The organism is Nitrobacter sp. 62-23 (assembly GCF_001897285.1).
Lineage (GTDB): Bacteria > Pseudomonadota > Alphaproteobacteria > Rhizobiales > Xanthobacteraceae > Nitrobacter.
Map to the genome: position 1 here is coordinate 1 of NZ_MKSM01000133.1, position 25,745 is coordinate 25,745.

The 25,745-nt window shown below is 64.4% G+C and carries 26 protein-coding genes, 1 other RNA gene and 2 pseudogenes; 10 read left to right on the forward strand and 19 right to left on the reverse strand.

What is annotated here, in order from left to right:
• Positions 1–118: 118 nt before the first annotated feature.
• Complete coding sequence (locus BGO16_RS16220; RefSeq protein WP_292620055.1) at positions 119–1,618, forward strand: phosphomannomutase/phosphoglucomutase; 1,500 nt, start codon at positions 119–121, stop codon at positions 1,616–1,618.
• An 84-nt stretch (positions 1,619–1,702) separates the two neighbouring features.
• Here BGO16_RS16220 and BGO16_RS16225 read toward each other — a convergent pair whose 3' ends face one another.
• From BGO16_RS16225 to BGO16_RS16235, 3 genes are all read right to left on the reverse strand, one after another.
• On the reverse strand, positions 1,703–2,212 hold the full coding sequence (locus tag BGO16_RS16225) for an Lrp/AsnC family transcriptional regulator (RefSeq protein WP_292620057.1): 510 nt from the start codon (positions 2,210–2,212) through the stop codon (positions 1,703–1,705).
• An 80-nt stretch (positions 2,213–2,292) separates the two neighbouring features.
• Positions 2,293–3,240 (reverse strand): sugar kinase, encoded by a 948-nt coding sequence (locus tag BGO16_RS16230; RefSeq protein WP_292620059.1) that lies wholly within the window; start codon positions 3,238–3,240, stop codon positions 2,293–2,295.
• A gap of 42 nt (positions 3,241–3,282) precedes the next feature.
• Positions 3,283–3,699: an HIT domain-containing protein gene (locus BGO16_RS16235; protein ID WP_292620060.1), complete on the reverse strand. Its 417-nt coding sequence runs from the start codon at positions 3,697–3,699 to the stop codon at positions 3,283–3,285.
• A gap of 126 nt (positions 3,700–3,825) precedes the next feature.
• Between BGO16_RS16235 and ffs the strand changes: the two genes are divergently transcribed.
• The 4 genes from ffs (at position 3,826) to recR (ending at position 7,035) form a co-directional block, all read left to right on the forward strand.
• An RNA gene (gene ffs, locus BGO16_RS16240) (signal recognition particle sRNA small type) lies at positions 3,826–3,922 on the forward strand.
• 121 nt (positions 3,923–4,043) lie between these two features.
• Positions 4,044–5,888 (forward strand): DNA polymerase III subunit gamma/tau, encoded by a 1,845-nt coding sequence (locus tag BGO16_RS16245; protein WP_292620062.1) that lies wholly within the window; start codon positions 4,044–4,046, stop codon positions 5,886–5,888.
• Between the two features lie 14 nt (positions 5,889–5,902).
• Positions 5,903–6,223: a YbaB/EbfC family nucleoid-associated protein gene (locus BGO16_RS16250; RefSeq protein WP_292620063.1), complete on the forward strand. Its 321-nt coding sequence runs from the start codon at positions 5,903–5,905 to the stop codon at positions 6,221–6,223.
• Between the two features lie 209 nt (positions 6,224–6,432).
• Entirely contained in the window at positions 6,433–7,035 is a 603-nt protein-coding gene (gene recR / locus BGO16_RS16255) for a recombination mediator RecR (protein WP_292620064.1), read from the forward strand.
• Positions 7,036–7,119: 84 nt separating this feature from the next.
• Here recR and BGO16_RS16260 read toward each other — a convergent pair whose 3' ends face one another.
• Both BGO16_RS16260 and gloB read right to left on the reverse strand, forming a co-directional pair.
• The gene (locus BGO16_RS16260) at positions 7,120–7,524 is read right to left on the reverse strand and encodes a cupin domain-containing protein (protein ID WP_292620084.1); all 405 of its coding nucleotides are present in this window, start codon (positions 7,522–7,524) and stop codon (positions 7,120–7,122) included.
• A gap of 17 nt (positions 7,525–7,541) precedes the next feature.
• Entirely contained in the window at positions 7,542–8,309 is a 768-nt protein-coding gene (gene gloB, locus BGO16_RS16265) for a hydroxyacylglutathione hydrolase (RefSeq protein WP_292620065.1), read from the reverse strand.
• Between the two features lie 139 nt (positions 8,310–8,448).
• Here gloB and BGO16_RS16270 point away from each other — a divergent pair, with 139 nt between their 5' ends.
• Positions 8,449–9,189, forward strand: coding sequence for a methyltransferase domain-containing protein (locus BGO16_RS16270; RefSeq protein WP_292620066.1), 741 nt, complete (start codon positions 8,449–8,451; stop codon positions 9,187–9,189).
• 60 nt (positions 9,190–9,249) lie between these two features.
• Here BGO16_RS16270 and BGO16_RS16275 read toward each other — a convergent pair whose 3' ends face one another.
• The 5 genes from BGO16_RS16275 to BGO16_RS16295 form a co-directional block, all read right to left on the reverse strand.
• Positions 9,250–9,969: a DUF4167 domain-containing protein gene (locus BGO16_RS16275; protein ID WP_292620067.1), complete on the reverse strand. Its 720-nt coding sequence runs from the start codon at positions 9,967–9,969 to the stop codon at positions 9,250–9,252.
• 504 nt (positions 9,970–10,473) lie between these two features.
• Positions 10,474–11,358 carry a peptide chain release factor N(5)-glutamine methyltransferase gene (prmC, locus tag BGO16_RS16280; RefSeq protein WP_292620068.1) on the reverse strand — a complete coding sequence of 295 codons (885 nt, stop codon included), beginning with the start codon at positions 11,356–11,358 and terminating at the stop codon, positions 10,474–10,476.
• Positions 11,359–11,490: 132 nt separating this feature from the next.
• A complete protein-coding gene (prfA, locus tag BGO16_RS16285; protein ID WP_292620085.1) occupies positions 11,491–12,576 on the reverse strand; it encodes a peptide chain release factor 1 in 1,086 nt (361 codons plus the stop codon).
• 94 nt (positions 12,577–12,670) lie between these two features.
• Positions 12,671–14,938 carry a phosphoenolpyruvate--protein phosphotransferase gene (gene ptsP, locus BGO16_RS16290; RefSeq protein ID WP_292620069.1) on the reverse strand — a complete coding sequence of 756 codons (2,268 nt, stop codon included), beginning with the start codon at positions 14,936–14,938 and terminating at the stop codon, positions 12,671–12,673.
• Between the two features lie 523 nt (positions 14,939–15,461).
• Positions 15,462–16,715, reverse strand: coding sequence for an aspartate kinase (locus BGO16_RS16295; protein ID WP_292620070.1), 1,254 nt, complete (start codon positions 16,713–16,715; stop codon positions 15,462–15,464).
• Positions 16,716–16,953: 238 nt separating this feature from the next.
• Here BGO16_RS16295 and BGO16_RS16300 point away from each other — a divergent pair.
• The 3 genes and pseudogenes from BGO16_RS16300 to BGO16_RS16310 form a co-directional block, all read left to right on the forward strand.
• Positions 16,954–17,112: pseudogene (locus BGO16_RS16300) on the forward strand (PH domain-containing protein); the annotation flags it as partial.
• Positions 17,113–17,125: 13 nt separating this feature from the next.
• Positions 17,126–17,899 (forward strand): bifunctional 2-polyprenyl-6-hydroxyphenol methylase/3-demethylubiquinol 3-O-methyltransferase UbiG, encoded by a 774-nt coding sequence (gene ubiG / locus BGO16_RS16305; protein ID WP_292620072.1) that lies wholly within the window; start codon positions 17,126–17,128, stop codon positions 17,897–17,899.
• Between the two features lie 238 nt (positions 17,900–18,137).
• Positions 18,138–19,028 (forward strand): DMT family transporter, encoded by an 891-nt coding sequence (locus tag BGO16_RS16310; protein ID WP_292620087.1) that lies wholly within the window; start codon positions 18,138–18,140, stop codon positions 19,026–19,028.
• On the opposite strand, the gene BGO16_RS16315 is transcribed toward BGO16_RS16310, so the two are convergent.
• The 5 genes and pseudogenes from BGO16_RS16315 to BGO16_RS16335 all read right to left on the reverse strand — a co-directional run bounded on the left by BGO16_RS16315 (position 19,018) and on the right by BGO16_RS16335 (position 21,884).
• Positions 19,018–19,458 (reverse strand): EamA family transporter, encoded by a 441-nt coding sequence (locus BGO16_RS16315; protein WP_292620073.1) that lies wholly within the window; start codon positions 19,456–19,458, stop codon positions 19,018–19,020. The two genes, BGO16_RS16310 and BGO16_RS16315, sit on opposite strands and share 11 nt — an antisense overlap.
• Positions 19,458–19,901, reverse strand: coding sequence for a DUF1178 family protein (locus BGO16_RS16320; protein WP_292620074.1), 444 nt, complete (start codon positions 19,899–19,901; stop codon positions 19,458–19,460). Before BGO16_RS16320 ends, BGO16_RS16315 begins: the two co-directional genes overlap by 1 nt.
• Before the next feature lie 56 nt (positions 19,902–19,957).
• Positions 19,958–20,137, reverse strand: a pseudogene (locus tag BGO16_RS16325) (DUF1178 family protein); the annotation flags it as partial.
• Positions 20,134–21,015, reverse strand: coding sequence for a carbon-nitrogen hydrolase family protein (locus BGO16_RS16330; protein ID WP_292620077.1), 882 nt, complete (start codon positions 21,013–21,015; stop codon positions 20,134–20,136). The gene BGO16_RS16330 and the pseudogene BGO16_RS16325, both read right to left, overlap by 4 nt.
• A 53-nt stretch (positions 21,016–21,068) precedes the next feature.
• Positions 21,069–21,884, reverse strand: coding sequence for a ComF family protein (locus BGO16_RS16335; RefSeq protein WP_292620078.1), 816 nt, complete (start codon positions 21,882–21,884; stop codon positions 21,069–21,071).
• A gap of 136 nt (positions 21,885–22,020) precedes the next feature.
• On the opposite strand from BGO16_RS16335, the gene BGO16_RS16340 reads away from it, so the two are divergent.
• Positions 22,021–22,887, forward strand: coding sequence for a methyltransferase domain-containing protein (locus BGO16_RS16340; RefSeq protein ID WP_292620088.1), 867 nt, complete (start codon positions 22,021–22,023; stop codon positions 22,885–22,887).
• A 96-nt stretch (positions 22,888–22,983) separates the two neighbouring features.
• On the opposite strand, the gene mutT is transcribed toward BGO16_RS16340, so the two are convergent.
• The 4 genes from mutT to BGO16_RS16360 form a co-directional block, all read right to left on the reverse strand.
• Positions 22,984–23,385 carry an 8-oxo-dGTP diphosphatase MutT gene (gene mutT / locus BGO16_RS16345; RefSeq protein ID WP_292620079.1) on the reverse strand — a complete coding sequence of 134 codons (402 nt, stop codon included), beginning with the start codon at positions 23,383–23,385 and terminating at the stop codon, positions 22,984–22,986.
• A 13-nt stretch (positions 23,386–23,398) separates the two neighbouring features.
• Positions 23,399–23,908 (reverse strand): hypothetical protein, encoded by a 510-nt coding sequence (locus BGO16_RS16350; protein ID WP_292620081.1) that lies wholly within the window; start codon positions 23,906–23,908, stop codon positions 23,399–23,401.
• Positions 23,909–23,933: 25 nt separating this feature from the next.
• Entirely contained in the window at positions 23,934–25,187 is a 1,254-nt protein-coding gene (gene argJ, locus BGO16_RS16355) for a bifunctional glutamate N-acetyltransferase/amino-acid acetyltransferase ArgJ (protein WP_292620082.1), read from the reverse strand.
• A 257-nt stretch (positions 25,188–25,444) separates the two neighbouring features.
• On the reverse strand, positions 25,445–25,745 hold a 301-nt coding region (locus BGO16_RS16360; protein ID WP_292620083.1), incomplete at its 5' end, for a peptidyl-prolyl cis-trans isomerase.

A 25,745-nucleotide genomic window follows, 5' to 3' on the forward strand; every position in this document is an offset into this window, starting at 1 on the left:
TGCGAATTATGCCGCAATTGCCTTTCACAAACCCGCTCCCGCATTTCCGGCAGCCATGGCATTCAGGGCTGCATTTTGTTTCTAATGTTCCCGCCCTTATCCTGACGAGGCCATCTGCATGTTTCCGAAGCCGAAACCCGTTCTGGCGCCGAATACCTATGCCTATGAATCCGAGCCGATGGTCAAGGCGACCGGCTTCCGCGAATACGACGCGCGCTGGCTGTTCGGCAAGGAAATCAACCTGATGGGCATTCAGGCGCTGGGCATGGGGCTCGGCACGCTGATTGGTGAACTCGGCCAGAAGAAGGACATCGTCACCGGGCACGACTTCCGCAGCTATTCGTCGTCGATCAAATACGCCTTGATCTCGGGCCTTCTGGCGTCCGGCTGCAAGGTCCACGACATCGGACTGTGCATGACGCCGATGGCGTATTTCGCGCAGTTCGAACTCGACGTCCCCTGCGTCGCCATGGTGACGGCCTCGCACAACGACAACGGCTGGACCGGCGTCAAGATGGGCGCCAACCGGCCGCTGACGTTCGGGCCCGACGAGATGAACCGGCTGAAGGAGATCGTGCTCGGCGCCACTTTTGCTGACAGGACCGGCGGCTCCTATCAGTTTCACGAGAACTTTCCGGCGCGCTATATCGCCGACCTGACCAAGCGGCCGAAGCTGAAGCGCAAGCTGAAAGTCGTGGTGGCCTGCGGCAACGGCACCGCGGGCGCCTTCGCGCCGAAGGTGATGGAGGCGATCGGTTGCGAGGTGATCCCGCTCGACACCGAACTCGATCACAGCTTCCCGAAATACAATCCGAATCCCGAAGACATGAAGATGCTGCACGCGATCCGCGACGCGGTGCTCGAGCACAAGGCCGATGCCGGCCTCGGCTTCGACGGCGACGGGGATCGCTGCGGCGTTGTCGACAACACCGGCGAGGAAATCTTCGCCGACAAGGTCGGCGTGATGCTGGCGCGCGACATGTCGGCGATCCACAAGGACGCGCATTTCGTGGTCGACGTGAAGTCGACGGGCCTGTTCGTCACTGACCCGGTCTTGCAGAAGCAGGGCGCCAAGGTCACCTACTGGAAAACCGGTCATTCCTATATGAAGCGCCGCACCAACGAACTCGGCGCGCTCGCCGGTTTCGAGAAATCCGGCCACTTCTTCTTCAACGCGCCGATGGGTCGCGGTTATGATGACGGCCTGATCTCGGCGATCGCGATCTGCGAGATGCTCGACCGCGCTCCGGGAAAATCGCTGGCCGACCTGAAGGACGCCTTGCCCAAGACATGGTCGTCGCCGACCATGTCGCCGCATTGCGCCGATGAAGCCAAATACGGCATCGTCGACAGCGTGGTGAAACATTTCGAGACCGCCAGGGCCAATGGCGACAAGGTGGCGGGACAGCCGATCCGCGATCTCGTCACCGTCAACGGCATCCGGGTTACGGCGGAGGATGGAAGCTGGGGCTTGGTGCGGGCGTCGTCGAACAAGCCCGAACTGGTGGTCGTTGTGGAAAGCCCCGTCTCCGAACAGCGTATGCGCGACATGTTCGAGGCGATGGACAGTGTGCTGCGCACCCATCCCGAGGTCGGCGAATACAATCAGAAGATTTAACGCAGATGTCATTGCCGGACTTGATCCGGCAATCCATCAGGTGATGAATACGCGGGTCAAGCCCGCGTATGCGGATTGAAAGCGCTACGCTGCGCTTACCGCCGGCACCGGCAGCGCCGTCACCGATTTGATCTTCTCCATCGCGAAACGCGAGGTGACGTTCTTCAGCGCCACAGCGCTGATCAGCTTCTTGTAAAAAAGATCGTAGCTCGCCATGTCCGCGACCACGACGCGCAGCATGTAATCGACATCGCCCGCCATGCGATAGAGTTCCATCACCTCGGGCATGGCGCTGACGGCGCTGGCGAATTTGCTCAGCCAGGCGTCCGAATGGTCGCCGCTCTCCACGGAGACGAACACCGAAATGCCGAGCCCGATCTTGTTCTGATCGACCAGCGCCACCCGGCGCAGGATGATGCCGTCGGCCTCGAGCCGCTGAATCCGCTTCCAGCAGGGGGTTGAGGACAATCCGACCCGGTCGCCGATCTCGGCCACCGAGAGGGAGGCATCCTCCTGCAGCACGGTCAGGATCTTGCGGTCGATGGCGTCGAGACGACGGCCGGACTCAGGCGGCGGGAGGGAGATATCGCTCATGATTAGAACATTGTTCCAACACGGAAGTTATTCAACCTCATATATAGAAAAATATTCCAATGCAAGGGCGGTGTTCCGGACTAAGCTGAGGCCGGGGCCGCTTCTTTCAAAAACGCTTCCACTTCAGCACGTTGCGGGCAGGCAAAGGCGCCCCCGAAACGGGTGCATTTGATCGCGGCGGCGGCGGAGGCAAATCGGAGCGCCGTCGGCACCTCCTGGTTTTCGGTCATGGCGAGGGCGAATGCGCCGTGAAATACGTCTCCGGCTCCCAGCGTGTCCACGGTGTGGACCGGAAAGGCCGGGATCTCCCGAAGCTCGCCGTTGGCATCGAGCCACAACGTGCTCTGTGGACCACGCGTTCCGGCGAGAAAGGACGAGGTAGATCCGGCAAGAGTCCGCAGCGCCGTCGCATCGTCCTCGGTGCCGGCGGTGGCCCGGAGTGCTTCGCTGGAGAAAATCAGATGCGACGAGGCGGTCAGCAGGCCGCCGCGCATCGGCATGGCGCTGTCGATATCGACCACGACGGGAATGCCGCGCCGGCGCGCTTCCGTGCAGAGATCCGTGCAGAAGGGGGCGCAGCGATTCTCGACCAGAATGGCGTCGCAGTCGGCGAGCAGCCGCCCGGTGTCGGGCAGGCGCACTTTCCACAATTCGGGATCGCGGAAGGTAATGATGGTGCGCTCGCCGCCGGGGTCGATCATGACACTGGAGATCGGCGTCACCAGGCCCGGCATGTGGACGATGTCCTGCATCGCGATGCCGAGTTCCGCCGCCTTGTCGAAGATGTAACGGCTGGAGGTTTCGCCGGCGTCGCCCATGGGGCCGCAGAACGCCGCGTGGCCGCCGAGCCGGGAGATGGCGATCGCAGCATTGAGCGCATTGCCGCCGGCGATTTCCTCGAAGCGCTCGGCGCCGATCTTGAAGCCGCGTTCCGGAAGGCCCTGCACATGAAAGGTCATGTCGCGCACCGGTATCCCGATGCACAGGATGTGGGACAGGCGCTTGGGCGCGGCGTCACGAAAGTTCATCGCTGGTTCCCTTGTCGTCTCCGCAACCTACATTCTAACGGTCTAACCGAATCCTGTCCTCCGCCTGATCGCTCCCATGAACGCCTCAAGTTCCGCGGCGTCGTATTCGAGCGCGGGCGCAGCGCCCCAGACCGGGCGAGGCCACGCAGCGTCTCCATTGCGGCGGGCGATGATATGGACGTGGAGCTGCGGCACCTGATTGCCGAGTGCGGCCACATTGAGCTTGTCGCAACCCGTGACGTCCTTGAGCGCTTCGCAGACCTCACCGATCTCCGTCATCAGGCTTGCGCGGTCGTCATGATCGAGGTCGATGATCTCCACCGCTCCGGCCCGTCTCGGCACCAGAATGAGCCAGGGATAGTTGGCGTCCTTGCTGAGCAGGAGTCGGCTGAGCGGCAGGTCGCCGATGCCGACCGCGTCATTGTCGAGCTGCGGGTGAAGCGACCAGGCCTCGGACATCGTTTGCGGTCACTTTTTTGAGGAGTGCCGAGGCAAACTGGCCCGACGATCCGCCGAGGTCAATGGCCCGGAGCGGAATGCCGCGGCCGCTTGCTTTCCGCCCCTTTTGGCCCCAAATAGGGACCGGGAGATTGGCGGTGGACGAGCCACTCGCCAACCGGGTCAGGTCCGGAAGGAAGCAGCCCTAACGAGGTCCGGATCGGGTCGCTCGTCAGTCTCCTACCTGTTTTTTGGCGAGCCATGTTTTTCGGGGATTCTGCCGGCGCCGGGATCGGGCGCGGCCCGAAAATATCGCCCGTTGTTCCGCAAGCCGGCCTCACAGAGAGAAAATTGCGGATCGCTCAATGACCGACGCTGGCCATTCCTCAACGCCCACCGATGATGCCGCCGGCCAGACCGGCTTCGACAGCGCGCGCGCATCCGGACCCGGCACCGAGTATCGCGTGCTGGCGCGGAAATACCGTCCCGCCAGCTTCGACGATCTCATTGGACAGGAAGCGCTGGTGCGCACCGTGTCCAATGCCTTTGAGACCGGACGAATTCCGCAGGCCTGGATTCTCACCGGCGTGCGCGGCGTTGGCAAAACCACCACCGCGCGCATTCTCGCCCGCGCGCTGAACTACGAATTGCCGGATGGCTCGGTGAGCGGACCGAGCATCCGGATGCCGACTCTCGGCGTGCATTGTCAGGCGATCATGGAAAGCCGTCACATCGACGTGCTGGAAATGGACGCCGCGTCTCACACCGGCGTCGACGATGTCAGGCAGATCAACGACAGCGTGCGCTATGCGCCGTCGAGCGCGCGCTACAAGGTCTACATCATCGACGAAGTCCACATGCTGTCGACCGCGGCTTTCAACGCGTTCCTGAAGACGCTGGAGGAGCCGCCGGAGCACGCGAAATTCGTGTTCGCGACCACGGAGATCCGGAAAGTCCCGGTGACGGTGCTGTCGCGTTGCCAGCGTTTCGATCTCCGGCGCGTCGATGCCGACGTCCTGGTGTCGCACCTCGCCAGTATCGCGGCGAAAGAGAACGTCGAGGTCGAACCGGAAGCGCTCGGCATCGTGGCGCGGGCGGCCGAAGGCTCGGTGCGCGATTCGCTCTCGCTGTTCGATCAGGCCATCGCCCACGCCGCCGGCGTGGTGCGGGCCGACGCGGTGCGGCAGATGCTGGGGCTTGCCGACCGCACGCGGGTGATCGATCTGTTCGAATCGCTGGCGCGCGGCGATATCGCGCGCGCGTTCGGCGAATTTCGCGACCAGTACGATACCGGCGCCGATCCGGTCGTGGTGCTCAGCGATCTGGCCGAATTCGTCAACTTCGTGACCCGTATCAAGATCGTCCCCGCGCTCGCCGACAATGTCGCATTCGGCGAGACGGAGCGGCTGCGCGCCCGCGATTTCGCCGCGAAGCTATCGATGCGCGTGCTGTCGCGGATGTGGCAGATGTTGTTGAAGGGCATCACGGAGGTGCAGGGCGCGACGCGGCCGGCGGCGGCGGCGGAGATGGTGCTGGTGCGCATCGCCTATGTCGCGGACCTTCCGACACCCGATGAAGCAATCCGGATGCTGGACCAGAACGGCGGCGGATCGCCCGTGGCCCCGAACAGCGCCGCATCGCAGAAACCGTCCGGCGCATCGGCGTCTTCGGTCCAATCATCCGCCGTCCGCACTGTGTCGGCGCCGCGCGCCGCTGCGGAGCCTGCGTTCCGTCCGCAGGCGGTGGCCCCGATGGCCGGTCCGGCGGATGCGGCACCCGCGCTGCGACTGGAGAGCTTTGCCGAACTCGTGGCGCTCGCCGGCGAGAAACGCGACCTGATCGTCAAGGCCGCGCTCGAGGCCGACATGCGCCTCGTCCGCATGGAGGACGGCCGGCTCGAGGTCGCGCTCGAACGCAGCGCCGCGCGCACGCTGGTGAACGATCTTGCGCGCAAGCTGGAACAGTGGACGGGCCGGCGCTGGGCCGTGATCGTCTCCAACGAGCCGGGCCAGCCGACGCTGCGTTCGCAGGCGCTGCTGCAAAAGAACGAGCGCGAGCGCGCCGCAGAGGCCGATCCGCGCGTGAAGGATGTGCTGGCGCGTTTTCCCGGCGCCAGGGTGATCGAGGTGCGAAAGCTCGCATTGTCGCCGCCGGCTCCCGACGTCGTTCCTGACGATCTGGCTGACGGATTCGACGGTGGCGACGAATAGCAAAGGAATATGTGATGGCTGACTTTCTTGGCATGATGAAACAGGCGGCTCAACTGCAGTCCAAGATGAAGGCGATGCAGGACGAGCTTGAGCACGTCGAGGTCGAGGGCACCTCCGGCGGCGGTCTCGTCCGGGTGCGGATGACCGCGAAGATGGACGTCAAGGCGATCTCGATCGATCCCTCGCTGATCAAGCCGGAGGAGCGCGAAATCCTTGAGGATCTCGTGGTGACCGCGGTTGCCGACGCGCGCCGCAAGGCGGAAGTCGCGATGCAGGAGAAGATGCAGGCGCTGACCGGCGGACTTGGTCTGCCTCCGGGCCTGGGTTTCACCTGATGGGTGAAACGGAGTGCGCGTGTTGGAATGGGGCCACTATAGCGTTTTCGAGCGAAGTGGAATCCGGTTCGCGTGAAGAAAACGCGTCAGACCAAGACTCTAGAGCGTTTTCGAGCGAAGTGGAATCCGGTTCGCGTCAAGAAAACGCGGCAAATCAAAAACATGGAGTTCCGCTTCTGATTCCACCAGAAGCGGAAAGGCTCTAGAAGATGGCGTCTGTCACCGGCCCCGAGATCGATCGCCTGATCCAGTTGCTGGCGCGGCTGCCGGGGCTTGGCCCGCGCTCGGCGCGGCGGGCGGCGCTGCATCTGATCAAGAAGCGCGAGGCGCTGATGACGCCGCTCGCCGGCGCGCTTCAGGTCGCGATCGACAAGATCCGTGTCTGCGAGACATGCGGCAACATCGATACCCGCAGTCCCTGCACCGTGTGCACGGATGCGCGGCGCGATCCTTCCATCATCGTCGTGGTTGCGGATGTCGCCGACCTCTGGGCGCTGGAGCGCGCGGGCGCATCCAGCGGACTCTATCACGTTCTCGGCGGGACGCTGTCGCCGCTTGACGGCGTCGGCCCGCAGGATCTCACCATCGATGCGCTGGTGTCGCGGGCGCACGATCCGCGCGTGACGGAGATCGTGCTGGCGCTGAATGCGACCGTCGACGGCCAGACCACTGCGCATTACATCACCGATCTCATTGGCGACGCCAATGTGAGGGTGACGCGGCTCGCCCATGGCGTTCCGGTTGGCGGCGAACTCGATTACCTCGATGAAGGGACGCTGTCGGCCGCGATGCGGCAGCGCACTCTATTTTAGAGTGCGCGTCACACTTGACGGACGCATCTCGGCTATCCGTCATGGCCGGGCTTAACTTCTGATTCCGTCCGAAGCGGAAAGGCTCTAACCCATCTCAAAGCCGGAGAATTCAAACCCCGGCGCCACCGTGCATCCGACCAAAGTCCAGTCGCCGCTGCTCACCGCCGCCTGCCAGGCGTGAGCGGGCACGGCCGCTTGCGGCGCTTCGCCCGCCGGAAGGTTCGCGCCGAGGCGCACCGTGCGCATGACGTCGCCTTCCTGGATCTCCAGCACCAACGGGCTGCCGGCATAGTAGTGCCAGACTTCTGCCGCATCGATGCGATGCCGGCGCGAGCGTTCGCCGCGCGCCAGCAGGAAATAGATCGCGGTTGACGCGGCGCGGCCGTGCGCGTCAGTCCGGGTGTCGCGAAAAGTCTCGCGATAGTGACCGCCTTCGGGGTGTGGCTTAAGATCAAGCCGCGCGATGATGTCGGCAGCGGAAAGCGCCATCTCGGCGTGCCATGAACTCACGACTTGTTCTTGCGTTCGCGCAGCTCGGCGAAAACGTCGACCCCGCTGGCGCCCTTCATGTGCACCCCGGCCGCCACGGCAGGATCGTCGGCGCGCAGGAACACGTTGGCCTTCTTCTCCTCGCCCATCAGGGTCGGCACCGTCGGCTTGCCCTCGGCGCGCAGCCGCGCGACGTCCTCGGCCCTCGCCTTGAGCACCGGATTGTTGGGTTCGATGGTCAGCGCGAACTTCACGTTCGATGCGGTATATTCATGCCCGCAATAGAGCCTGAAATCGTCCGGCAGCGCGCGCAGTTTCAAAAGCGAGTCCCACATCATCGGATAGGTGCCCTCGAACACCCGGCCGCAGCCGATCGAGAACAGCGTGTCGGCGGCGAACACCACCTTCTCGTCGTCGAAGACGTAGCTGACGTGGTCCAGCGTGTGGCCTGGCGTTTCCAGCACCCGTCCCAGCAGCGTGCCGACCTTGACGATGTCGCCCTGGCCGACCCGCACATCGACATTGGCGATCGCGGCGCTCTTGTCGTGCGGCCCCACCACCCGGCAGTTGTATTTCTGCTTCAGTTCCGCGACGCCGCCGACATGATCGGCGTGGTGGTGGGTGAGCAGAATATCGGTCAGCTTCCAGCCGTTCCGTTCCAGGGCCTCGATGATCGGCCCGGCCTCCGGCGCATCGATCGCGGCGGTCGCCTTGGTGGCGGGGTCGTGAATCAGGATGCCGAAGTTATCTGTGAGGCAGGTGAAAAGGCGAATTTCGGCGGTCATGTCGTCTCCGTGAGCCCGAAACATTGACGCTAGCACACCCCTGTATGCGGTGGAACATGCCGTTAACGCCGGGTTATAATTGCACAAATCGTGCCGGGCCGGGGTGCCGGTCCTGCCGGCAACATGGTAGATATGAGCCATGGCAATCGACGTTATCGACCTTCGCGATTTTTATTCGCAGCGCCTCGGTGTCGTGGCGCGGCGGTTGATCAATCGCGGCATTCAGGCGCACTGGCCGAACATGGAAGGTCAGTGCGTGGTCGGCCTCGGCTATCCGACACCTTATCTCGGCTTGTTCCGGGAGGACTGCGAACGCTGTATCGCCTTCATGCCTGCGGCGCAGGGCGTATTGAAATGGCCGACGGCGCGGCCGGCGCTGGCAAGCCTAGTCAACGAGTTTTCATTGCCGCTGCAGGACGCGGCGGCGGACCGCATCCTGCTGGTTCATGCGCTCGAAATGTCGGACGATCCGGAAAATCTGCTGCGGGAGGTGTGGCGCGTTCTCTCGCCGTCGGGCCGCATGATGGCGATCGTTCCCAACCGCCGCGGTATCTGGACCCGCACCGATACCACGCCGTTCGGCCACGGCCGGCCCTATTCGCGCTCGCAGATCACCCAACTGCTGCGGCAGACATGGTTTACGCCTTCGGCCTGGGGCGAGGCGCTGTTCGTGCCGCCGATCAATGGCGGCTGGTTCCTGCGCTCGGCGGCGGCGTGGGAGCGCGTCGGCGCGGCGTTGTCTCTGCCATTCGCCGGCGTTCATATCGTGGAGGCGACCAAGCAGGTCTATCGCCCCATTGCCGCGAAGCGGGAGCACAGCCGGCTGATCCCGGTTCTGCCACCGGTGCTCGCGCCATCCTCGTGCAGCACCGAGGAATAATATCCGATCGTGGGCTCCGGCGCGTCCACCCTTCCGGAGTTGGAAGGGGGTGGGCGTGGGTTATTCGTTGCCGGGGTTAAAGTCCTCGCCGGGAACGGACGGCTGCGCCATGCTGTCCTGACGCGGAGCGTGCGGGCGGCGGCGCCGGCGTGGCGGGAAACGGTCGTTGCGCTCGCCGCCCTGATGGCCGTTGCCTTCGAACCGGCCGCCATTCACCTGGGGCTGTGCTCCCGTGATGAACGACGGCAGGCGATCGACGCCGCCGTTGTCAACGGGCTGCATCGCCGGCTGCGGCTGATATTGCGGCTGCGGTTGGCGATGTTCGCGGGGTTGCGGCTGGTCGCGCTGAAAGGGTTGAGGATCGCGCTGATGATTGTCGCGCGGCTGCTGAACCGGAACGAAGCCGGGCTCCGCCCCGAAATTCGAGTAGTTTTCGCTCTCGTCGTCGCCCGCATCATCGCTCGCCTCGACGTCGATCCGCGGCTGCTGCTGCTGTGGCTGGCTCTGGCGAAACTGCTCCTGCGCCGCGGCGATCAGGCGGAAATAATGCTCGGCATGCTGATAGTAGTTCTCGGCCGCCACGGGATCTCCGGACGAGCGCGCATCGCGGGCGAGCTGGACATACTTCTCGGCGACGTGAGAGGCGGTGCCGCGGATCTTGATGTCGGGGCCGTTGGATTCGAAAACCCGCGTCATCGGGTTCTGGCCGCGCCGGTTGTTATTGTTATTATTGTTGTTCCGGTTACGCATCCGCTTGTTGTTATTCTGACCGTTTCTCATGTCCCGCCTTCGATTACCAGCCTTGAAGTTTCGCCCTTGAGGAATTGCCTTGCCGTTTTGTATTTATTGTCGTTTTGACTTTAATTGCCGCCGACCGGCCTGTGCGGCGCGCACGCACGCCACTTCTTGCGTGTCGGTTTCTTCCATGTCGGTTTCGCCGATCGTTGCGTTCAGCAAAGACGCGTTTCCGGCACGTCGGCAGGCGCACCGCACCGCACGGCTACATCATCCAGCCAGAGACACAAAACTCCGGTTTTCTCTCGTGAGTCTTCAAGCGCAGTATCAGGCTTTCGTTCGCTTCATGGTCGCAAGCAACGTAGCTCTCGGCCAACGCGCTTGATATGACCTGCCCTTAAGAACCGTTCACTCGGGTCGGTTCTCGTTCGAGAACGCCAGGCTCACCTGCAGGAGTATTGCGGGGCCAGCAACCCGGGATCGTGTTGATTTGGAAGGTAGTCGCTCCCGAGGGATATTCCAAGTGGTTTTTTACGACCCAATTGGGCTTTACGAGGGCGATTTTCGGGCTATGACGGCGCGGCCGATGCCCGCCAGGTCGGCCTTGGGGGCATCCGCGACCGTTAACCCTGCCGCCGCCGCCAGCCGGACAACGTCGCCGTCTTGACCCCGCCCGACCTCCAGAACGAGGAGACCCTGAGCCGATAGCAGCCTTTCGGCCTGCGGCGCGATCCGGCGATAGGCTTTGAGCCCGTCGTCGCCGCCATCCAGCGCGAGATGCGGATCGTGATCGCGGACCTCCGGCGCGAGAGACATGATATCGGCCGTGCGGACATAAGGCGGGTTCGAGACGATCAGGTCGAACGGGCCTGACAGGCCTTCCGCATAGTCACCGACCATGAAATCTGCGCGCGGCGTAAGACCGAGGGCTTGCGCATTAGCCTTGGCCGTGTCGAGCGCGGCCGCGCTCAGATCGGTGCCGACGCCGGTGGCATTTGGCAGTTCGCTCAGCAATGCGAGCAGGATCGCGCCGCTGCCGGTGCCGAGATCGGCGATGCGGAGCGGTGCCTTCGCGCGGCCTTCGGCGTGCAGGATGTCGAGCGCAGCCTCGACCACCGTTTCGGTATCCGGCCGCGGCACCAGCGTCTCCGCCGACAGCTTGAGCGGCAGTCCCCAGAATTCCTTCGTTCCGAGAATGCGCGCCACCGGCTCGCCGGTGAGGCGGCGTTGCGCGAAGGCATCGAGACGTGCCGCGTCTTCCCGCGTAAGCTGGCGTGAGCCGTGCGCGATCAAGCCGGTAAGATCAAAGCCCAGCGCAGCGCCGGTCAGCATTCGAGCGTCGAGTGCGGCGCTGTCGATACCGGCGGCCTCGAATCGCGTCGCCAGCGCGCGGCGCGCCGTCTCGATGCTTTGTCCGGCCACTGGACCGGTCATGCCTTCGTCTCCGCCCCATGCCCTGCGAACGCGGGGACCCATACGCCGTGTCGTTTCATCTAATTGAGCACCGTGGGATCAATCGGCCAAATGCCTGACGTCAGGGAGTCCTTGCCGGGACAGAACGTGGTTTCACGCGCTGCCATTCTCGGCGGCAAGCTGTGCTGCCTGATGCTCCGTGGTCAGCGCATCGATCAGTTCGTGCAGCGCGTCGCCGGCGATTACCTGCGGCAGCTTGTAGAGCGTCAGGTTGATGCGGTGATCGGTGACGCGGCCTTGCGGAAAATTGTAGGTGCGGATGCGCTCGGACCGGTCGCCCGATCCGACCTGATCCTTGCGGTCGGCGGAGCGCGCGGCATTGATGCGCTGCCGCTCGGCGTCGTAGATGCGCGAGCGCAGGATGTTCATCGCCGAAGCCCGGTTCTTGTGCTGGGAGCGGCTGTCCTGCATGTTGACGACGATGCCGGTCGGGATGTGGGTGATCCGGATCGCGGACTCCGTCTTGTTGACGTGCTGGCCTCCCGCGCCCTGCGCGCGCATGGTTTCGATGCGAAGATCGTCGGGCTTGATCTCGACGTCGACCTCTTCGGCCTCCGGCAGTACCGCCACCGTCGCCGCCGAAGTATGGACGCGTCCCTGCGCTTCGGTATCGGGCACGCGCTGCACCCGGTGCACGCCGGATTCGAACTTCAACTTGGCATAGGCCCCGCGGCCCCGTACCTCGGCGACGATTTCCTTGTAGCCGCCCATGGTGCCTTCGCTGGCTGACGCTACCTCCACCTTCCAGCCCTGCAAGCCCGCAAAGCGCTCGTACATGCGGAACAGGTCGCCCGCGAACAGCGAGGCTTCGTCGCCGCCGGTGCCGGCGCGGATTTCGAGCATCACGTTGCGCTCGTCCATCGCATCTCTTGGCAGAAGGGCGATTCGGATCTTCTGGGCGAGTTCGTCGCCTTGCGCTTCCAGCGCCGGGCGCTCGGCTTCCGCCATCGCCCGCATCTCCGCGTCGGTGGCGGGATCGGCGATCATGGCGTCAATGCCGGTGATCTCGGCCCTGACCGCGCGCCAGTTCTTCACCGCCTCGACGACAGGATTGAGTTCGGCCAGTTCGCGCGTCATCTGCACGTATCTGTCGGCGCTGACCTGGCTCAGCAGTTCGCTTTCGAGCGCGGCGTGGCGGGCCAGCATGAGGTCGAGTTTGGATTCGGGCAGCATGATCAGGCGCGCAACGGTTTGTTGTTCCCTTTTCCCTTGCGGGGGAGGGGCAGGGAAGGGGTTAAGCTCGGGCGTGGCGAAACGCGTCTCAAGATGTTGCTCACAACGCCAGTCCTTCTGCGTCGGCGAAGTCCTTGAGCTTGTCGCGGATGGACATGCTGCCGGAGGGGGCGTCCAGCAGAGGCACGATCGCCGCTTCGGCCTTCTGCGCATCGAGATCGAGGATCATCGCCTTGACGGGACCGTGCGCTGTGGCCGACAGCGACAGAGAGCGGTAGCCGAGCGCGATCAGCGCCAGCGCACCCAGCGGCTGCGATGCCATTTCCCCGCACAGCGAGGCGCTTTTCCCCGCGGCCCTGGCTTTGGTCACGATGTCGCGCAGCGCCCGGAGAATCGGCGCCGACAGCGTATCGAAGCGATTTGATACCTTGCTGTTGCCGCGATCGACCGCGAACAGGAACTGGAACAGATCGTTCGATCCGACCGAGACAAAATCGACTTTCCCGAGCAATTCGTCGAGCTGGTACAGTAGCGCCGGCACCTCGACCATGGTGCCGACGTCCACGCGCTCCGGCAGCGCATGGCCGTGCTGGCGCAGATAGGTGAGCTCGCGCTCGACGATGACCTTGGCCTGATCGAACTCGGCGACTTCCGAGATCATCGGAAACATGATGCGAAGAGCGCGCCCGCCGCCGGCGCGCAGCAGCGCGCGGACCTGCCCGCGCAGCAGACCGGGGCGATCCAGCCCGAGCCGGATCGCGCGCCAGCCCAGCGCCGGATTCTCCTCGGCCACGGTTTCCATGTAAGGCAACGCCTTGTCGCCGCCGATATCGAGGGTGCGGAAGGTCACCGGCTTGTCGCCGGCGGCGTCCAGAACGGCGCGGTACAGCGCAAGCTGCTCGCTGGTGCGCGGCAGGCTTTGTCCGAGCATGAATTGCAGTTCGGTCCGGAACAGGCCGATGCCGGAGCAATTGGTATCCTCCAGATGAGGCAGGTCGATCAGGAGGCCGGCATTGATCATGAGATCGACCGGCTGGCCGTCTTTCGTAACGCAGGGCTTGTCGCGAAGCGCGATATACTGCGCCTGCCGCCGGGCGCGGAAGCGCACGCGCTCGGCATAGGCCGATTCGATTTCCGCCGACGGCCGTACATAGATCGCGCCCGAGGTGCCGTCGACAATAATGGCGTCGCCGGGATCGGCGATTCCAGGCGCGTTCGGCACCTCGCCGACGGCCGGAATGCCGAGCGCGCGCGCGACGATGGCGACGTGTGAATTCGCGGTGCCTTCTTCCAGCACCAGGCCGCGCAGTCTCTTGCGGTCGTAATCCAGCAGGGCCGCCGGCCCCATGGCGCGCGCGATCAGGATCGCATTCTCGGGGAGTTGCTCGCGGGACGGCGCGTGATCCTGTCCGACCAGTTGCCGCATCAGGCGATGGCCGAGATCCTCGAGGTCGTGCAGGCGATCGCGAAGATAGGGATCGGTCGAGCGCAGCATCCGCGCGCGGGTATCCGATTGCACGCGCTCCACGGCGGCCTCGGCGGTGAGGCCCGTCGCGACCGCCTCCTGCAGCCGGTGCGACCAGCCGTGATCGTTGGCGAACATCCGGTAGGCTTCGAGCACCTCGCGGTGCTCGCCGCCGTCCACGACGTCGCCGCGCTCCAGCATGCGGTCGAGGTCGGCGCGCAGCTTGGCGAGCGCCGTCTCCAGCCGCCTGATTTCCTTCGGCAGGTCCTCGGCGATGTAGTTGGTGATCACGACGCGCGGTTCGTGCAGCACCACATGGCCGAGCGCGATGCCGTCGGACAGGATCGCGCCGGTCTGGCGGATCGAGTGGCGCGCGGCCGGTTCGAGGCCAGGCTGGGCGAGGGCGGCCAGTTCACCCGAGGCGATCATCTCGGCGAGCACCATCGCCGTGGTCTGGAGCGCTTCGACCTCTTCCTCGACATAGGTGCGCCTGGCGCGGTTCTGCACCACCAGCACGCCGAGCGTGTTGCCCGCGCGCAGAATCGGCACGCCAAGGAACGAATTGTAGATTTCTTCGCCGGTTTCGGGACGGAACGAGAACGCCGGGTGACTCTGGGCGTCCGACAGATTGAGCGGCGTTGCTTCGCTTGCGACGAGGCCGACGAGACCCTCGTGCGCGGTCAGCACGGTGCGATGCACCGCATCGCGGTTGAGACCTTCGGTGGCGTAGAGTTCCAGGGTATTGTCGACGCGCAGCACGTAGGTCGAGCACACCTCCGCCACCATGTTGGCGGCGATCAGCACCACGATCTTGTCGAGGCGCTCCTGTGCGCTGACCGGCTCCGCCATGACTTCGCGGAGTCGTCTCAACAAGACGCGGGGGCCGCTCGACGCGCTCCGCATGTCCCGGTATCCTCCCTGCGAGGCCGTCTTTTCGCTGAGCCTCGGAAACATAATGAATTCGCCGCGTCCGAAAGCGCCGCGGCGCCGTTCACGACCGAATGATTGTCTGAAGCCGTGGCGCGCCAGCCGCGACGGTCACGTCATGAGGCCGTATAGCCAATCGACGTCCATTTTGCCAAGCAAAACGCCTGCTGCCGAGGAGCGCCGGGTTTGGAAAATCTGCAACGGCGCGGGGCCTGCGGCGGGTGAGGTCGTGGCAGCCTTTTACCGGCCCCGCAGAAGGATGATCCGCTTCATTTCCCGAAGCAGGATGAGGAAAGGACGCAGCGGTTTTCCGTCCGCGCGTTCCGCTTCTTAAAACATTGGAATCGATCACGTTCATGATTTGGGATCGGTGTGATCCCGTAAATTGGCGTGATCCTAAAGTCTGCTTCAACTGCGTTGAATCAAACGTGTCACCTATCTTTTTGATTGAGCATGATCTTTTTTCCGAAAACCGGTTTCCACTTTTCGGGATCATGCTCTAGGCGTGATCGAGTCCGTACAGCGTGTGCAGGGTGCGCACCGCCAGTTCGGTATAGGCGGCGTCGATCAGCAGCGAGAACTTGATTTCGGAGGTGGTGATGGCGCGGATGTTGATGCCCTTGTCCGACAGCGCCTTGAACGCCTGCGCCGCGACGCCGGCGTGGCTGCGCATGCCCGAGCCGATCACCGAGATCTTCGCGACATCGGTGGCGCTGTCGAGGCGCGCATAGCCGATCGTGTCCCTCGCTTGGGCAATGGTCTCCCGCGCGCGGGCATGGTCGGTGGCCGGCACCGTGAACGTCAGGTCTGTGGTCTTGCCGTCTTCCGAGACGTTCTGCACGATCATGTCGACGTTGATATTGGCGTTTGCGAGCGGGACGAAGATCGAGGCGGCCACGCCCGGCTTGTCCTCGATCTGGCGCACCGAAATCTGGGCCTCGTCCTTGGAGAAGGCGATGCCGGTGACGACGTGGCTTTCCATGATTTCCTCCTCGCTGCAGATCAGCGTACCCGGCGGCGTGCCATGGGGGTCGATGTCCTCCGGCTTGTCGAAACTGGAGCGGACGAAAATCGGCATGTTCTGGGTCATCCCGAGTTCCACGGAACGCACCTGCAGCACCTTGGCGCCCTGCGACGCCAGTTCCAGCATGTCCTCGAACGCGATCCTGTCGAGCCGGCGGGCTTTCGGGACCACGCGCGGATCGGTGGTATAGACGCCGTCGACGTCAGTATAGATGTCGCAGCGGTCGGCGCCGATCGCGGCCGCGATCGCCACCGCCGAGGTGTCGGAGCCGCCCCGGCCGAGCGTGGTGATGCGGCCGGTTTGCGGGCTGATGCCCTGGAAGCCGGCGATCACCGCCACCTCCTTACGCTCCCTGAAGCGGTTGACGAGTTCGCCGCCGTCGATCCCGAGGATACGCGCCGAGGCATGGGCGTCGCTGGTTTGGATCGGGATTTGCCAGCCCTGCCAGGAGCGTGCCTGAATGCCGATCGCCTGCAATGCGATGGCCAGAAGTCCCGACGTCACCTGTTCGCCGGAGGCCACCACGGCATCGTATTCGCGCGCGTCGTGCATCGGCGAGGCGTCGCTGCACCAGGCCACCAGTTCGTTGGTCTTGCCCGACATCGCCGACACCACCACCGCGACGTCATGGCCGGCATCGACCTCGCGTTTGACATGCCGCGCGACGTTGCGGATGCGGTCGAGATTGGCGACGGAGGTGCCGCCAAATTTCATCACAAGCCGGCTCATGACGGATGGTGCGTTCCCAAGGCGATCTGGATTAAGGGGTTAATCGGGCAAAGGCTGGTTTAACGGAGTGATCGTGCGAAAAGCGGGCGCCGGGGCGAGAAGGCGCGTATACATAACGGCGCGGTTGCGGGCAGGCAAGGCGGGCTTCGGGCCGTCCCAGGGGCGGGGTGGATGATCCCGGGAAGGCGCGCGAGGCAGGCCAATGGATGCTATGTTGATGATATTCTCGATTCTCGCGATGAATCTGGACAAGGTCGAGAGCTGGGATGTCGATCGGAGTCGTTTTGGCCGTATTCTCAACTGCGGCGACATGACGGCGCGCGGGGTTGGTGAAGGGGCCGGGAGGATCGGGACGATCTTGCCGCGGGTGTTCCGCAGCCACATCACGGCGCGATAGGAGCCGCGCAGCCATGACCATGCAAGTCACCCCCTCTTCCTCTTCTTCGTCCGCGTCGGGATCGACCGTCGATCCGGCAGAGATCGCGAAGTTCTCCAGACTGTCGCAGGAGTGGTGGGATCCCAACGGCAAGATGGCGCCGCTGCACAAGATCAACCCGCTGCGGCTCCAGTTCATCCGCGACGCCGCCTGCCGCAAGTTCGAGCGCAGCGCGCGCAGCCTGAACTGCCTGGCGGATTTGAGGCTGCTCGATATCGGTTGCGGCGCGGGCCTGTTGTGCGAACCCTTCACGCGGCTTGGCGCCGAGGTGATCGGGGTCGATCCGTCCGCGTCCAACATCGCCGCGGCGAAGCTGCACGCCGGGAAGTCGCATCTGTCGATCGATTATCGCTGCACCACGGTGGAAGACATGGATGCGCGCGAGCGTTTCGACATCATCCTTGCGATGGAGGTGGTGGAGCATGTCGCCGATGTCGGCCTGTTCATCGATCGTTGCGCCGCGATGCTGAAACCGGGCGGCATGATGGTGGCCTCCACCCTCAACCGCAATTGGAAAAGCTTCGCGCTCGGTATCGTGGCGGCCGAATACGTGCTGCGCTGGCTGCCGCGCGGCACCCACCAATGGGACAAGTTCGTCACTCCCGACGAACTCGCCCGTCATCTGGAGCGCAACAGGCTCGGCATCACCGAGCAAAGCGGCGTGGTCTACAGCCCGTTCGCGGACAAATGGAGCCTGTCGTCGGACATGGACGTCAACTACATGGTGGTGGCGGAGGCAGTGGGGTGAAGAATCAACGGGCGTAAGCCTGCATCGTTCGTCATTGCCTAGCATAGCCGTTCCGGCGTCGTTTCGCTCGCCTATGCCCAGCCATCCAGCGCTTCCTTAATAAATACGCAGGTCGAGCCCACGTATGACGACTTCAGCAGGCCGTCGCATCCGCGCCGCGATGTCGTTCCCGTTGACCCCCATGACGGGGACCGGCACGGTGCGCGGCGTTCAGCGACTCAAACCTCCGTCATTATTCATGTTCACCTCGCTCTGGATACCTTTTACCGTCACGGCCGCATTCGCACAGGTCGCGCGCAACGCAATGCAGCGGTCGCTGACCGGTCCGCTCGGCGCCTGGGGCGCGACCAACATCCGCTTCCTGTTCGGCTTCCCGTTTGCGCTGATCTTTTTCGCCCTGGTGATCACGGTCACCGGCGACCCGATCCCGTGGCCGCCCGCCGTCTTCTGGCCGTGGCTGATGCTCGGCGCGCTCACGCAAATCGTCGGCACCGGCCTGATGCTGCTTGCAATGAACGACAGCTCGTTCGTGGTGACGATAGCGTATCTCAAGACCGAAGCGATCCAGACCGCGATCTTCGGGTTTGTTTTTCTCGGCGATCATCTGACCTTGCTGAAAGTGGTCGCAATCATGATCGCAAGCGCAGGCGTCATCATCACCGCGCTCCGGCCCGGCGCCAGAGGCTTCGCTGACATCAAGCCGACGGCGCTGGGACTGCTCGCGGCCGCCTGCTTCGCGCTGTCCGCGGTCGGCTTCCGCGGCGCTATCATCATTGTGCCGGGGGTATCGTTCGTCACCGCGGCGACCTGCACGCTGGTGTTGGGTCTGTTGGTGCAGACAGCGGTTTTGACAGCCTATCTTTTTCTGCGCGCGCCCGACGTGCCGGGAAAAATTCTCGCCCTGTGGCGGCCGTCGATGTTCGCGGGCTTTATGGGCGCGTTCGCCTCGCAATTCTGGTTCCTGGCGTTCGCGCTCACCGCCGCAGCCAATGTCCGCACGCTCGCGCTGGTCGAGGTGCTGTTCGCGCAGGCGGTGTCGTATTATTCGTTCAGGCAGCCGCTGTCGTTACGTGAAGCTGGCGGAATCGTGCTGATCGTGATCGGCGTCGGACTGCTGGTCAGCGTTTGAATGCAATCAGCACCGCGCCGCTTGCGATCAGCGCGATGCCGAGCCAGCCGTTGAGCGACGGCCGTTCGCCAAGGAAGGCGACGCCGAACAGCGCCACCAGAACCACGCTCAGCTTGTCGATCGGCGCAACCAGCGCCGCCGGACCGAGCTTCAGCGCGCGGAAATAGCAGATCCATGACGCGCCGGTGCCGAGCCCGGACAACACCAGGAAGATCCAACTGCGTGTCGGGATCGAGCCGGGCCGGCTGAACTGCCCCGTTGCAAACAGGATCGCGCTCAGGCTGACCAGCACGACGATGGTGCGGATCCAGGTCGCGAGATCGGAACTGATATCCTCAACGCCGATTTTGGCAAAAATGGCGGTCAGCGCCGCGAACACGGCTGATAACACCGCCCAGGCTTGCCAGCTCACAACGGCCTGTGTGCTCATCAGTTCCGGTCGTCCCGCAGCACCGGCAGCGATCCGACCGCGACGCCCTCCTCGATCAGCGACTTCGCGTCCTCCGGCGACGCCTCGCCGTAGATCGGGCGAGGCTCGATATCGCCGTAATGCATTTTGCGGGCTTCGTTGGGAAAGCGCGCGCCGACGTCGTCGGCGTTCTTGACCAGATGGTCATGCAACTGTTTGAGCCCGGCGCGCAGTTCGCTTTCCTGCGCCATTGTTGCCGGCTCGGATAAATCCGCAGACGCCGCCGATCCGCGCTTTTTGGTGCCGGCGATCCGCGGCGCCATGATCGCCTTCTCGACCTTGGCCGAGCCGCAGACCGCGCAGGTCACGAGCTTGCGCTTGAGCTGCGAGTCATAGGCCGACGAGCTCTGGAACCAGCTTTCGAAGCTGTGACCGCGCTCGCAGCGCAGGTTGTAGCGGATCATGCCGAACCTCCCTCGGGAGGGTCGATCGTGAATGCGGGAGCGGCCGCGATCCGCCGGGGGCCTTTCTTCTTGCTGCCGCCGAGCCGCGGCGCCATGATCGCCTTCTCGACCTGCGCCGAACCGCAGACCGCGCAGGTCACGAGCTTGCGTTTGACCTGCGAGTCATAGGACGCCGAGCTCTGGAACCAGCTTTCGAAGGTGTGGCCGCGCTCGCAGCGTAGGTTGTAGCGGATCATGCCGAACCTCGCACCAGATGCAGATGGTCGCTCGCCGACTTATGGTCGGCGAAGGAAAAGCGTCGCCCGTGCTGCAACGACGGCACGGCCTTGCGCGCGGCCGTGACCTTGGCCGGCTCGATCGTCGCCAGCACGATGCCGGGTTCGGTGCCGCCGCCTTCCGCCAGCACGGCGCCCCAGGGATCGACGATCAGGGAATGGCCGAATGTTTCGCGCCTGTTCTCGTGCAAACCCGCTTGTGCCGCGGCAAACACGAAGCAGCCGTTCTCGATGGCGCGGGCGCGCAGCAGCGTGTGCCAGTGCGCCTCGCCGGTCTTTCTGGTGAAAGCCGAGGGCACGGTGAGAAACGACGCGCCTGCTTCGGCCAGTGCGCGGTACAGTGCCGGAAAGCGGACGTCGTAACAGATCGTCATGCCGAGCTTGCCCCAGGGCAGCTCCGCCACGACGGCGGTTTCGCCCGGCTGATAGTTGGCGGACTCCCGGTAGCTTTCGCCGCCGCCGAGATCGATGTCGAACATGTGGATCTTGTCGTAGCGCGCGAGGATGTCGCCGGACGGTCCGATCAAAAACGAGCGGTTGACGGCCCTGTCGGGGGTGGCCCGCAACGCCAGCGAGCCGACATTGAGATAAATTTTCAACTCGCGCGCCAGATCGCGGTAAGCGGCGAGCGAGCGGTCATCGTCCTCGCTTCGCAGATGCTCGAACAGCGCGACGCGATCGGTCTGCATGATGTTGCTGACTTCGGGAGTCTGAATGAAGCTCGCGCCCTGCGCCGCCGCCTCGCGGATCAGCCTTGCGCCCTGATCGAGATTCGGCTCCGGCAGAAGACCGCTGCGCATCTGGATCAACGCTGCGACGAACGTGGTCTCGGTGCTCATGTCGTTGCCTTTCGCCCGCGAACAGGAACGAGGCTCCGGGTTCGAAGTTCAATTTATATGGGAGCTTTCATGGTGTCGACAACCCGGGCGAACACCAGCACGTCCACCTGTGCGGCCTTGGCGCGCAGCAGCACGCGCGCGCAGGCGTCCACCGTCGCGCCCGAGGTCAGGACATCGTCGATCAGGACGATCCGGCGGCCTTGAATCTGGCCGGTGCGAGCGCTCGCGACCTTGAACGCGCCCTGCACGTTGCGGGCGCGGTCGGGCCGCGACAATCCGACCTGCTGCCGGGTCGGACGGACGCGCTGCAGAGCATCGGCCCTGACCGGCACGCCGGATTGCGCGGCGATCACGCGCGCCAGCGCGCCGGACTGGTTGTAGCGGCGGCTCCAGCCGCGCCGCCAATGCAGCGGCACCGGAATCAGAATATCCGCGCCGTCGAGCAGTTCGGTGCCTGCGCGCGCCATCCAGCGTCCCATCGCGGGTGCGAGGTCGGTGCGGTCCTGATATTTCAGCGCGTGGACCAACACCTTGGCGACATCGTCGTAGCGCACCGCGGCGCGGGCGCGCTGATAGGCGGGAGGATTGGCGATCGCTTCCATCGACAGCATGTCGGAGCCCGGATCGTAAACAAAGGGGATGCCGAGGCGGGGACAATAGGGGTGTTCGATGAACGACAGTTGCGTCCAGCACGCCGCGCAGACGCCGACGCCCGCGACCGGTTCGCGGCAGGCGACGCAGAGCGTCGGCAGCGCGATATCGAGCGCCGTTCGCGCCGCGTGGGACAATGCGCCGGAACAGGCCCGCCACGCGCCGCGCAGCCGATCGGCTCGGGGCGGCGAACCCTGGCTGTCCGTCGAGGCGTCCATGGTCGAGGCGTCCATGGGTGAAAGGCTAGCCCGCGATTCGATCCCGCTCAAGCTGGACAGAACGAGTCCTTTTGCCCGGGACACAATCGCGTTGCGGCGGATTGCCAGCAACGGGACGATCGGCGTACCAAGCCGCATGGCCCCGAACCCGCCATCTCCGCCCGTTCTGTTCGACCGCGCTTTGCTGCGCGTGCGGCAGGGCCGCGCGGCCAAAATGGGGGTCGCGCCGTTTCTGCTCGAGCGCGTCGCGGAGGATATGGCGGAGCGCCTGCAGGCTGTATTGCGCACCTTTCAACATGGGGTGGATGTCGGCACGCCGGGCGATCAGGTGCGTGGCGCGCTGGCGGCGCAGGTCGCGGAGTTGTCGCCCGCCGATCTCCCCGCCGACGAGAGCGAAGCCCTGGGGCTGGCGCCGGAATCGCTCGATCTCGCCGTCTCGGGACTCGCATTCCAGTTTGTCGACGATCTGCCGGGCGTTTTGGCGCAGATTCGCCGCGCCCTGAAGCCGGACGGGTTTCTGCTCGCGGCCACAGTCGGCGGCGAAACGCTGACCGAATTGCGTCAGGCGTTCGCCGCCGCCGAGTCAGAGCTTGAAGGCGGCATCTCGCCGCGCGTCGCGCCGTTCGCCGACGTGCGCGACGCGGGTGCGCTGCTGCAACGCGCGGGCTTCGCGCTGCCGGTGACGGATGTCGATCGCGTGGTGGTGCGCTATCGCGATGTCTTCGCGCTGATGCACGATCTCCGCCGCATGGGTGCGGCCAATATCATGACTGAGCGGCGGCGCACGCCTTTGCGCCGCGCAACGCTGCTGCGGATGGCGCAAATCTATCATGAGCGCTTCGCCGATCCCGACGACCGCATCCGCGCCACCTTCGACATCGTCTGGTTGTCGGGCTGGGCGCCGCATGAGAGCCAGCAGAAGCCGTTAAAGCCGGGGTTGGCGAAGGCCAGCCTGGAGGACGCGGTGCGAAACAGTTCAAAAGAAAAGCCGGGCCGGGAATAGGGTTTCGTCATGGCCGGGCTTCGCCCCACCATCCATGTCTTCGACAAAAGAAGACGCGGATGTCCGGCATAATAGCCGAGCGTGACGGGGATCTGGCTACATCAGCAGATCGATCAGCGGCGGGATCAAGGGAATATCCGCCGGCGGCATCGGATAGTCGCGTAAGCGGTTGGCGCGAACCCATTTCAACGCCTGCCCCTCTTTCGAGACCACGTCGCCCTGCCAGCGCCGGCAGATATAGAGCGGCATCAACAGATGGAAACTCTCATAGGCGTGGCTGGCGAATGTCAGTGGCGCGAGACAGCCCTCCTGCGTGACGATACCGAGCTCCTCGCGCAGTTCACGGATCAGCGCCTCTTCGGGGCGTTCGCCGGGCTCGAACTTGCCTCCGGGGAATTCCCACAGGCCGGCAAGCTGCTTGCCTTCGGGCCGCTGCGCGATCAACACGCGGTTGTCGGCATCGATCAGCGCGCAGGCGACGACGAGGGTGAGTTTCATCGCTTCGTCTCTTTCACGAGATTCCCGGATAATCCGTGCAGTCCGGCACGGGCCCGGGTTGCTGCGGCGTGAATGAGGAGGTCGGAAATTCGCCGCTGGTTAATGCCGGACCCTGTACCTTTATTGTCGTTTGAGTGAGCCGCGTACCTTCCAGCAGGATCATCCGATAGACCAGGCTGTCGAAACCTGAAAATCCGGGTTGCGAGCGATAGACCAATTGCCTGCCCTTCACCCGTCGGTTCAGGCAGTACTGATACTTTCCGTGCATGGCATTGGTCGGCGTGACATCTCCCTCGCGGATACAGACATGGCCATGGCTTGGCGGCTGTTCGAGAACGAAGTCGGGCACGCCGATAATGTTGCATTCGCTGTCGAAGCGAACGCCTATTCGGATGACGGTGTCTTCTCCGCTCCTGGCATCCCGGGCAGTCCGCTGAAGGGGCTCGGCGACCGCGTCGCCCGTCACGGCCAACATGACGACAATCAATGAGCCGGCGTGGAGGAGAGAAAATCGCGAGAGCATGGGCGCCTCGTTGGAATGTCCGTCTCTAAGACCGGTAATCGCCGTTGATCGCGACATACTCCTTGGTGAGATCGCAGGTCAGCACCCGGTCGCGGCCCTTGCCGAGGCCGAGCGCCACCTTGATCTGGATGGTCGGGCTTTTCATCGCCGCCGAGACCTCCGCTTCGTCATAGGACGGATCGCGCGCGCCGCGGGTGGCGACGCGGATGCCATTGAACGAAATCGAGAGCTTGTCGCGATCGGCCGGTTCGCCGGCCTTGCCCACCGCCATCACCACGCGGCCCCAGTTGGCGTCCTCGCCGGCGATCGCGGTCTTTACCAGCGGCGAATTGGCGATCGACTTGGCGATCCTGCGTGCCGACAGCTTCGAGGTCGCGCCCTCGACGATGACCTCGACCAGCTTGCGCGCGCCTTCGCCGTCGCGCGCGACCTGTTCGGCGAGATCGGCCAGCACGCCGTGGAACGCCTTGGCGAAAGACTTCAGGCGTGGATCGGACGCGCGCGAGATTTTTGGCGCGCCGTGCACGGCCGCGGCGCCGGTCGCGAACGCCAGCAGCGTATCGGAGGTGGAGGTGTCGCTGTCGATGGTCACGGCGTTGAAGCTATCCTCGACGCCGCTTTTCAGCAGCGATTGCAACGCCGTCGCCGAGATCGGCGCATCGGTGAACACGAACGACAGCATGGTGGCCATGTCGGGTGCGATCATGCCGGCGCCCTTGGCGATGCCGTTGATGGTGACGATGGCCTTGCCGAGTTTCACGCGCGCGGTCGCAACCTTGGGAAAGGTGTCGGTTGTCATGATGGCGCGGGCCGCGTCCATCCAGCGATCGGGCGCGGCGTCGCGCGCCAGCGTTTCCAGCACGCCGTTGAATTTCGTTGCATCGAGCGGCTCGCCGATCACGCCGGTCGATGCCAGGTAGATGTCGCTTGCCTTGCAGCCCGAGGCCTTCGCCGCGATGTCGGCGGTCAGTCTGGTCGACTGGCGTCCGCTCTTGCCGGTAAAGGCGTTGGCGTTGCCGGAATTCACCACCAGCGCCAGTCCTGCCCTGGAGGATTTACCGTCTTTCAGGCGCGCGCGGCACCACTCGACCGGCGCCGACGGGCATTTCGATCTGGTGAACACGCCGGCCGCCGTGGTGCCCTTGTCCATCAGCGCCAGCAACACGTCGGTGCGGCCCTTGTAGCGGATGCCGGCCGCGGCGGTCGCCAGTCGAACGCCCGCGATTGCGGGCATGTCAGGGACGTCGGTCGGGGCGAGCGGGGAGACGGCGGTGGACATACGGCGTGCCTTCGGCGGTTGGTCCCTTTCCCCTTGTGGGAGAGGGTGCTGAGCAGCGAGGCCGCGAGGCGGGTGAGGGGCAGGCCAACGACACGACGATGCGGTGACCCCTTAACCCGACGCGAATTCGCTTCGCTCATTCACGCCACCCTCTCCCACAAGGGGAGAGCGAAGAAAAGAGCCGGATGCGGACACCAGACACTAACGGGGCGGGATGATTGCATCCCGCCCCGTCATGATCGAAATCTGTCGTCGATCTACTTCTTCGCCGGCGCTGGCGCCATCTTGCCGTCGGCGGGCTTTGCGGAGCCGGCCTTGTCTCCACCTGCCGCAGCCGCCGGCTTGTCCATGCGCTCGACCTTGGCCGTCTCGCGCAGCTTGGCGACGTAGTCGGCCTGCGCCTTGCGCGTCACGTACTGTTCGATCTGGGACTTGACCTGATCGAAGTCGGGGGCTTTGCGGGTGCGCTTCTCCTCGACCTTGATGATGTGCCAGCCGAACTGGGTCTTGACCGGATCGGAAATCTTGCCGGGCTCCAGCTCGAAGGCGACCTTGGAA

Coding starts and splice junctions, on each gene's coding strand:
- BGO16_RS16220 (WP_292620055.1), top strand. CDS start 119: ATGTTTCCGAAGCCGAAACCCGTTCTGGCGCCGAATACCTATGCCTAT.
- BGO16_RS16225 (WP_292620057.1), bottom strand. CDS start 2,212: ATGAGCGATATCTCCCTCCCGCCGCCTGAGTCCGGCCGTCGTCTCGAC.
- BGO16_RS16230 (WP_292620059.1), bottom strand. CDS start 3,240: ATGAACTTTCGTGACGCCGCGCCCAAGCGCCTGTCCCACATCCTGTGC.
- BGO16_RS16235 (WP_292620060.1), bottom strand. CDS start 3,699: ATGTCCGAGGCCTGGTCGCTTCACCCGCAGCTCGACAATGACGCGGTC.
- BGO16_RS16245 (WP_292620062.1), top strand. CDS start 4,044: ATGACCGACGCTGGCCATTCCTCAACGCCCACCGATGATGCCGCCGGC.
- BGO16_RS16250 (WP_292620063.1), top strand. CDS start 5,903: ATGGCTGACTTTCTTGGCATGATGAAACAGGCGGCTCAACTGCAGTCC.
- recR (WP_292620064.1), top strand. CDS start 6,433: ATGGCGTCTGTCACCGGCCCCGAGATCGATCGCCTGATCCAGTTGCTG.
- BGO16_RS16260 (WP_292620084.1), bottom strand. CDS start 7,524: ATGGCGCTTTCCGCTGCCGACATCATCGCGCGGCTTGATCTTAAGCCA.
- gloB (WP_292620065.1), bottom strand. CDS start 8,309: ATGACCGCCGAAATTCGCCTTTTCACCTGCCTCACAGATAACTTCGGC.
- BGO16_RS16270 (WP_292620066.1), top strand. CDS start 8,449: ATGGCAATCGACGTTATCGACCTTCGCGATTTTTATTCGCAGCGCCTC.
- BGO16_RS16275 (WP_292620067.1), bottom strand. CDS start 9,969: ATGAGAAACGGTCAGAATAACAACAAGCGGATGCGTAACCGGAACAAC.
- prmC (WP_292620068.1), bottom strand. CDS start 11,358: ATGACCGGTCCAGTGGCCGGACAAAGCATCGAGACGGCGCGCCGCGCG.
- ptsP (WP_292620069.1), bottom strand. CDS start 14,938: ATGCGGAGCGCGTCGAGCGGCCCCCGCGTCTTGTTGAGACGACTCCGC.
- BGO16_RS16295 (WP_292620070.1), bottom strand. CDS start 16,715: ATGAGCCGGCTTGTGATGAAATTTGGCGGCACCTCCGTCGCCAATCTC.
- ubiG (WP_292620072.1), top strand. CDS start 17,126: ATGACCATGCAAGTCACCCCCTCTTCCTCTTCTTCGTCCGCGTCGGGA.
- BGO16_RS16310 (WP_292620087.1), top strand. CDS start 18,138: ATGTTCACCTCGCTCTGGATACCTTTTACCGTCACGGCCGCATTCGCA.
- BGO16_RS16315 (WP_292620073.1), bottom strand. CDS start 19,458: ATGAGCACACAGGCCGTTGTGAGCTGGCAAGCCTGGGCGGTGTTATCA.
- BGO16_RS16320 (WP_292620074.1), bottom strand. CDS start 19,901: ATGATCCGCTACAACCTGCGCTGCGAGCGCGGTCACAGCTTCGAAAGC.
- BGO16_RS16330 (WP_292620077.1), bottom strand. CDS start 21,015: ATGAGCACCGAGACCACGTTCGTCGCAGCGTTGATCCAGATGCGCAGC.
- BGO16_RS16335 (WP_292620078.1), bottom strand. CDS start 21,884: ATGGACGCCTCGACGGACAGCCAGGGTTCGCCGCCCCGAGCCGATCGG.
- BGO16_RS16340 (WP_292620088.1), top strand. CDS start 22,021: ATGGCCCCGAACCCGCCATCTCCGCCCGTTCTGTTCGACCGCGCTTTG.
- mutT (WP_292620079.1), bottom strand. CDS start 23,385: ATGAAACTCACCCTCGTCGTCGCCTGCGCGCTGATCGATGCCGACAAC.
- BGO16_RS16350 (WP_292620081.1), bottom strand. CDS start 23,908: ATGCTCTCGCGATTTTCTCTCCTCCACGCCGGCTCATTGATTGTCGTC.
- argJ (WP_292620082.1), bottom strand. CDS start 25,187: ATGTCCACCGCCGTCTCCCCGCTCGCCCCGACCGACGTCCCTGACATG.